The following is a 6516-nucleotide window of genomic DNA, read 5'->3' on the forward strand; positions in this document are numbered from 1 at the left end:
CCACGGAGGCTCCGGTCAAGAAAGGCAGTCGCAGTGGATTTCCAGCTTGACGAGGACCAGCGCGAGTTCCGCGCCGTCCTGCGCGACTTCGTCGATCGGGAGATCATCCCGGTCGCCCGCGAGTGGGAGCAGTCCGGCCGCTATCCGACGGAGATCGTCGACGGGATGCGGGAGATGGGCCTGTTCGGGATGACGATTCCCGAGGAGTACGGCGGCCTCGATCTCGACCCCGTCTCGTTCGCGCTGGTCTTCGAGGAGATAGCCCGTGGCTGGATGGGCATCGCCGGCATCCTGGGCAGCCACTCCCTGGCCTGCCGGATGATCGCGATGCGCGGCACGGAGGAGCAGAAGCGGAAGTACCTTCCCGACCTCGCCGCCGGCGTCCGCCGTACCGGCATCGGCCTCACCGAGCCCGACGCCGGCACCGACCTGCAGGGCATCCGCACCACCGCGACGCTCGACGGTGACCACTACGTCGTCAACGGCACCAAGATGTGGATCACCAACGCGCGTTACGCGGATCCGCTCCCGGTCCTGGTCAAGACCGACCCGGGCACCTCCCCCGCGCACAAGGGCATGAGCGTGCTCCTGGTGGACTCCTCCCTGGAGGGCTACCGGGTCACCAAGGACATCCCCAAGCTCGGCTACAAGGGCACCGAGTCCTGCGAGGTGGTGCTCGACAATGTGCGCGTCCCCAGGGAGAACCTGCTCGGCGGTGTCGAGGGCAAGGGGATGCAGCACGCGCTCTCCGCCCTGGAGTGGGGCCGGGTGAACATCGCCGCGCGTTCGGTCGGCATCGCCCAGCGCGCCCATGACGAGGCGTTCGCCTACGCCAAGCAGCGCAGGGCGTTCAACCAGGCCATCGCCGACTTCCAGGCGATCCAGTTGCAGCTGGGGAACCTGTCCACCCAGGTCCAGGCCGCTCGTCTGATGGCCTACTGGGCCGCGGACGCGGTCCGCAAGGGGCGCGCCGACGGGGAGACGGGCATGGCGAAGATCTTCTGCTCCGAGGTCGCCCTGGCGGCGTCGATCGACGCTATGAAGATCCATGGTGGCTACGGCTACTCCACCGAGTACGAGGTGGAGCGCCTCTACCGCGACTCGATCCTGATGAGCATCGGCGAGGGCACGAACGACGTCCTGCGCACGCTGGTGGCCAAGTCCGTCCTCCGCGGCGAGACGGCCCTCTGAAACCACCGTCGGCCGGCTGGTGATCACGCCTTGACGCCCCACCCGGTCGATGGAAACACTGTTCCTATTATGGAAACACATTTCGCGGCTGAGCGAGAGACACGCGTGGCATCCGCCCCGGGAACGCGCCCCGCCCGGTCACCCGCCACCGGCGTCGACGCCGAGGGCGCGCGACCGGCGATGATCATCGTGGGGGCCGGGCCCGGCGGCCTCGCCTGCGCCATCACCGCCGCGGACGCGGGGGCCAGGGTGCTGCTGCTGGAGAAGGCGCCCGACGTGGGAGGCGCGCTGCCCTACTCCGGCGGCCACCTGTCCGCCGGAGGGTTCTCCGCACAGCGCGAGCGCGGCATCGACGACGATCCGGAACGTCACTTCGAGGACATCCGGCGCATCAGCCGGGGCACCGCTCGCGAGGATCTGACCAGGCTGTCACTGCGCGAGCAGCCGGCCGTGCTGGAATGGCTGATCGCGTCCGGATTCGTCCCCGACCCGCAGACCCCCCGCATCGTCCACGGTCACGAGCCGTATCGCACACCACGCACCGTCCACGCCACCGCCCTGCCCGGCGGCCCGGCGATCCTGGCCGCGCTGCGCCCGCTGCTGGACGCGCACCGCGCCGCCGGCCGGATCGACCTGCGCTGCGGGGTACGGGTCACCGAGCTGCTGATCGAGGACGGCGCGGCGACCGGGGTGATCGCCGAGGACGGCACCCGGTGGCGGGCACCCGCGGTGGTACTCGCCACCGGTGGATTCGGGTACGAGCCGGAGCTGTTCGCCGAGCTGGAGGGCGCGCCGCTGACCACCTCGGCAGCCCCCACCTCCACCGGCGACGGGCTGCTGATGGGCCGGCGGGCCGGGGCCGGCCTGCAGGGTTCCGGCATGTACATCCCGACCTTCGGCGGGCTGCCCCCGAACGACGGGGACCTGCGGGTGGACTGGTCGCACCGGCCCCAGCTGGTGGCCGTCGAGCGGCCCCCCTGGGAGATCTACGTCGACCGGCGCGGCCGCCGCTGGATCGCCGAGGACGAGCCGAGCATCGACCGCAAGGAACGGGTGCTCACCACCATCGAGCAGATGACCTTCTGGATGGTGTTCGACGCGCGGGCGCTCCGCGAGTCACAGCCGATGGTCCACGGGTGGAGTCCAGCCGAGCTGGTCGCGCAGTGCGGGCGGCGCCGCGGCGTGCACCAGGCCTCCGACCTGGCCGGACTCGCCGAGCAGGCGGGCATCGACGCGGCCGGGCTCATCGACGAGGTGACCCGGTACAACCTCTTCGTGGCGGCTGGGCGGGACCCCGACTTCGCCCGAGCCCACCTGCCCGCGCCGATCGCCGAGCCGCCGTACTACGCGATCGAGAACCACCCGGTCACCCTGATCACCTTCGTGGGACTCGACGTGGACGCGCGGCTGCGGGTGCGTCGCGGCGACGGGCAGGTCATTCCCGGCCTGTACGCGGTCGGTGAGGTGATCGGCTCCGCCGCCGTCAACGGCAACGCGTTCTGTTCCGGCATGTGCCTCACCCCGGCCATGGCCTTCGGCCGGCTGGTGGGCCGCCGGCTCGCCATGGCCGGGAAGTGACCGGCCGTACGGCCAGGGGTGACCGGACCGTACGGCCTGGGAGCGACCGAGCCGTACCGGAAAGGAGCGACCCGGCTCGGGTGGGTCAGTGCGCGAAGCGGAAACCCGCCGCCCGCAGCCTGGCGGAGCTCACCGGTACCGACGGGGTCTTGATCTCGGCGCGGTAGCTCAGCTCCGGCCAGCCCTGCTCGGCGCAGATCCGGCCGAACACCTCCTCGTTGGCCGGCGGCACGACTCCGTCCGGGACCGCGTTGAAGACCCCGACGAGGTCATGGCTCACCACGAAGTCGAGCGCGGCGGCCGCGTCGCGGTAGTCGACGCGGTACAGCAGGGCGTCCGCCGCGAACGGCACGCTGCCGCCGAGCATCTCGTGGGCGAGCTTCACCCGGGTCACGTAGTCGATGTCGCGCGGGTGCCCGTACACATCGGGGATGCGCACCACCGCCCCGCGCGGCGTGGCCAGGACGGCGTCCTCGGCGGCGACGAAGTTGCGCGGCGACGCGTCCGGATCGTCGGTCGTCGGGCTCGACTCGTCCAGCGGTCGGCCGTCACCGGAACCGTAGACGGACGTCGAACTGGTGAAGACGACTCGCGGGTGCACGGCGGCGGCGGTCCGCGCGGTGGCGGTGAGGGTGTCCGCGTACTCGGCGATCCGGCCGTTCGCGTCAAAGGAGCGGGCGATCCGTGGGCTCACCGTCAGCACGACGGCGTCGGCGTCGCGCGTCGCGTCCCGCACCGCCGTGCTGTCGCTGCCCCGCAGGACCGCCACGTCGGCGCAGACGGCCTTGAGCTCGTCGACACGCTCGGCCGAGGTGGTGGTGCCGGTCACCTGATGACCCGCGGAGGTCCAGCGGCGGGCGAGTTCCATGCCCACGTTGCCACAACCGATGATGACGTAACGCACAGCGCGACCTCCAAAAGGGAAACAATGTTTCACTCTGCCGCATCGATGGTCCGCCGCCAAGCGTTCCGGGCCCCGCACCGAATGATTCCTCCCGGATCGCCCGTCGGCGAGCATGCGCGGGGCCACGATCGCCCGGCCGGGCACCTCCGGCGCGGCCTTCCGGTCACCTTTCCCCGTCACCGTTCGTCATCGACTTGACACACACAGTGACAGAGAGGGGGCCGCATGATCACCACCCCGGCCGTCGAGGAACCGGCCACGTCCTTGCTGCACCTGGATTCCAGTGCCGCCCGTTTCCATGACTCGGTCAGCAGACAGCTGACCGCGTTGTTCGCCGACACCTGGCGAGGGCTGCACGACGGCGCCGGATACCGCTACCGGGACCTGGCCGCCGACCCGGTGCCACTGGTGACCTCCGCCTTCGTCACCCTCGGCCAGCGGGTGCAGCGACACGGCGGCGTCCCGCCGGCCGAGGTGTCCGTACTGGTCGAGGGCCCGGCCGAGGAACGGGAGTGGACACTGACCCTGCCGCTGATCACAGAGCTGCTGGCCACGGACACGGTGCTGATCGGTGTTCCGATGTACAACTTCTCGGTACCCGCCGCGCTGAAGGCATGGATCGACCGGGTGACCTTCCCCGGGGCGTTCACCGACCCGGGTACCGGGGACAGCCTGCTGCGCGGCACGACGGTGGTGGTGGTCACCGCGCGAGGCGGCTGCTACCGGCCGGGCACGCCCCGGGACGGCTTCGACTTCCAGACTCCCTACCTGCGGGCGTACTTCGGTGACCTCGGGGTGGCCGAAGAGGACCTGCACTTCGTCCACGCCGAGATGACCCGAGCCGGGGACGTGCCGGGGCTGGCCCGTTTCCGGGCGCTGGCGGCGAGCTCGCTGACGGCGGCACGGGCCGCGGTGACCGAGCTGGCCGCCCGGCCTCCGGCCGGGCGGTCGGTCACCTCTGGCCGTCGCGGTTCGTCATAGGAGTGAAGAGATGGATCGTACGAGAGATTGACAAGGAGATACGCCTCATGAGTGAAACCGTCATCCGTGTCGGCGGTGCGCCGGTGACCCTCATCAACGTCTTTGATGTCGACGCGTCGAAGCAGCAGGAGCTCATCGACCTCCTGAACGAGGGAACCGAGAAGGTGATAAAGAACCGGCCGGGCTTCGTCTCGGTGAACATACTCGCCAGCGTCGACGGCACCCGGGTCGTCAACTTCGCCCAGTGGCGCAGCCAGGACGACGTCAAGGCCACCATGGCCGACCCGGAGGTCCAGGCCCTCGGGAAGAGGACGGCCGAGCTGGCGAAGCCGGCGCCGCACGTGTACTCGGTGGTCTCCATCCACCATGCCTGATCTCTGAGGACTCTCCGACCGGGAGTCCCGAGACGACCGCGGATCGCCCCGCCGACCGGTCCGGCCGGCGGGGCGATCGCCGGATTCCATGGCCCGAGCCCGCCGCAGATCATCGACGCGCGAGGAGCACAACAGTCACCATGACCACCGCCAATACCGCTGACATCGTGATCACCGGCGCGGGGATCGGGGGGCTGACCACAGCCCTGGCCCTGCACGCCCAGGGGATCGACGCGATCGTGCTGGAGGCCGCCGGCGAGATCCATCCGCTCGGGGTCGGGATCAACATCCAGCCCGCCGCCATCGCCGAGCTGGTCGGCCTCGGACTCGGCGACGAGCTGGCGGCGACCGGCATTCCCACCCGCGAGCACCGCTACCTCGACCACACGGGCACCACGCTGTGGGCCGAACCCCGGGGTGTCGCGGCCGGGCATCGGTTCCCGCAGTACTCGATCCATCGCGGGGAACTGCAGATGATGTTGCTGGCCGCGGTCCGCGACCGGCTCGGCCCCGGCGCGGTCCGCACCGGAACCCGCCTGCACACCTTCGAACACACCCGTGACGGCGTCCGTGCCCACACCCACGACCGGGCCACCGGCGGCACGAGCGTATTCGAGGGCGCCGCGCTGGTCGGCGCCGACGGGCTGCACTCCGCGGTCCGCTCCCAGCTCCATCCCGACCAGGCTCCGCTGTCCCCGGGCGGGGTGCACATGTGGCGTGGCCTGACCGAGCTGGACGACTTCCTCGACGGACGCACCATGATCGTGGCCGGCGACGAGCAGGCCACCCGGCTGGTCGCCTACCCGATCTCGGCACGCCACCGCGAACGCGGCAAGGCCCTGGTCAACTGGGTGTGCCTGGTCACCGCCCCCGGACCGGAGGTGTCCGGCGACGCCGACTGGGACCGTCCCGGACGACTCGAGGATGTGCTGCCCCACTACCTGCACTGGGACTTCGACTGGCTCGACGTCCCGGACATGCTCGCCCGGAGCGGTCAGATCCTGCACTACCCCATGGTCGACCGCGATCCGCTGGCCGATTGGGGGAACGGCCGGGTCACCCTGCTCGGCGATGCCGCCCACCTGATGTACCCGATCGGCGCCAACGGTGCCTCGCAGGCCATCCTCGACGCGGCCTGCCTCGCCGCCGAACTCGCCCACCAAGGCGATGCGGCCACCGCGCTGCGGCGCTACGAAACCGCCCGGCGTCCCGCCACCACCGCGATCATCCACGCCAACCGGAACATGGACCGCACCGAACGTGCCATGGCCCCCCGCACCGACCAGGACAAGAGCACCGCCCTGGCAGCGCTCACCAGCGCCTACCGCAGCACCGTCGAACGCCACTACTCCGCCGACGGCGATGTGAACTCGCTGCTGGAATCAGGTAAGTAGTCCCGTTCCCCCGCCGGATTCACCGACGCCGGCATCCGCCCCAGGCGGATGCCGGCGTCGGTGCTCGCCGCGCGAGCCCTGTCGCCTCGATACG

At 70.7% G+C, this 6516-nt stretch carries 6 protein-coding genes; 5 read left to right on the forward strand and 1 reads right to left on the reverse strand.

The window, feature by feature from the left end:
- Positions 1 to 33 precede the first annotated feature (33 nt).
- A complete protein-coding gene (locus AB0J58_RS25375; RefSeq protein WP_364219635.1) occupies positions 34 to 1191 on the forward strand; it encodes an acyl-CoA dehydrogenase family protein in 1158 nt (385 codons plus the stop codon).
- A gap of 105 nt (positions 1192 to 1296) precedes the next feature.
- The gene (locus AB0J58_RS25380; RefSeq protein ID WP_364219638.1) at positions 1297 to 2769 is read left to right on the forward strand and encodes an FAD-dependent oxidoreductase; all 1473 of its coding nucleotides are present in this window, start codon (positions 1297 to 1299) and stop codon (positions 2767 to 2769) included.
- Between the two features lie 85 nt (positions 2770 to 2854).
- Here the strand turns inward: AB0J58_RS25380 and AB0J58_RS25385 are convergent, their stop codons facing one another.
- The gene (locus AB0J58_RS25385; RefSeq protein WP_343963668.1) at positions 2855 to 3673 is read right to left on the reverse strand and encodes an NAD(P)-binding domain-containing protein; all 819 of its coding nucleotides are present in this window, start codon (positions 3671 to 3673) and stop codon (positions 2855 to 2857) included.
- A gap of 225 nt (positions 3674 to 3898) precedes the next feature.
- Here AB0J58_RS25385 and AB0J58_RS25390 point away from each other — a divergent pair, with 225 nt between their 5' ends.
- From AB0J58_RS25390 to AB0J58_RS25400, 3 genes are all read left to right on the forward strand, one after another.
- Positions 3899 to 4654 (forward strand): NAD(P)H-dependent oxidoreductase, encoded by a 756-nt coding sequence (locus tag AB0J58_RS25390; protein WP_364219641.1) that lies wholly within the window; start codon positions 3899 to 3901, stop codon positions 4652 to 4654.
- A 47-nt stretch (positions 4655 to 4701) separates the two neighbouring features.
- Complete coding sequence (locus AB0J58_RS25395) at positions 4702 to 5028, forward strand: antibiotic biosynthesis monooxygenase family protein (RefSeq protein ID WP_364219644.1); 327 nt, start codon at positions 4702 to 4704, stop codon at positions 5026 to 5028.
- Between the two features lie 140 nt (positions 5029 to 5168).
- Positions 5169 to 6422: a flavin-dependent oxidoreductase gene (locus tag AB0J58_RS25400; protein WP_364219647.1), complete on the forward strand. Its 1254-nt coding sequence runs from the start codon at positions 5169 to 5171 to the stop codon at positions 6420 to 6422.
- The last annotated feature ends 94 nt before the right edge of the window (positions 6423 to 6516 follow it).

Source organism: Streptosporangium sp. NPDC049644 (assembly GCF_040675205.1).
Classification (GTDB): Bacteria; Actinomycetota; Actinomycetes; order Streptosporangiales; family Streptosporangiaceae; genus Streptosporangium; species Streptosporangium fukuiense.

Bases quoted from the DNA above. Each gene is read 5' to 3' on its own strand.
- AB0J58_RS25395 (WP_364219644.1), top strand. From the start codon at position 4,702: ATGAGTGAAACCGTCATCCGTGTCGGCGGTGCGCCGGTGACCCTCATC.
- AB0J58_RS25390 (WP_364219641.1), top strand. From the start codon at position 3,899: ATGATCACCACCCCGGCCGTCGAGGAACCGGCCACGTCCTTGCTGCAC.
- AB0J58_RS25400 (WP_364219647.1), top strand. From the start codon at position 5,169: ATGACCACCGCCAATACCGCTGACATCGTGATCACCGGCGCGGGGATC.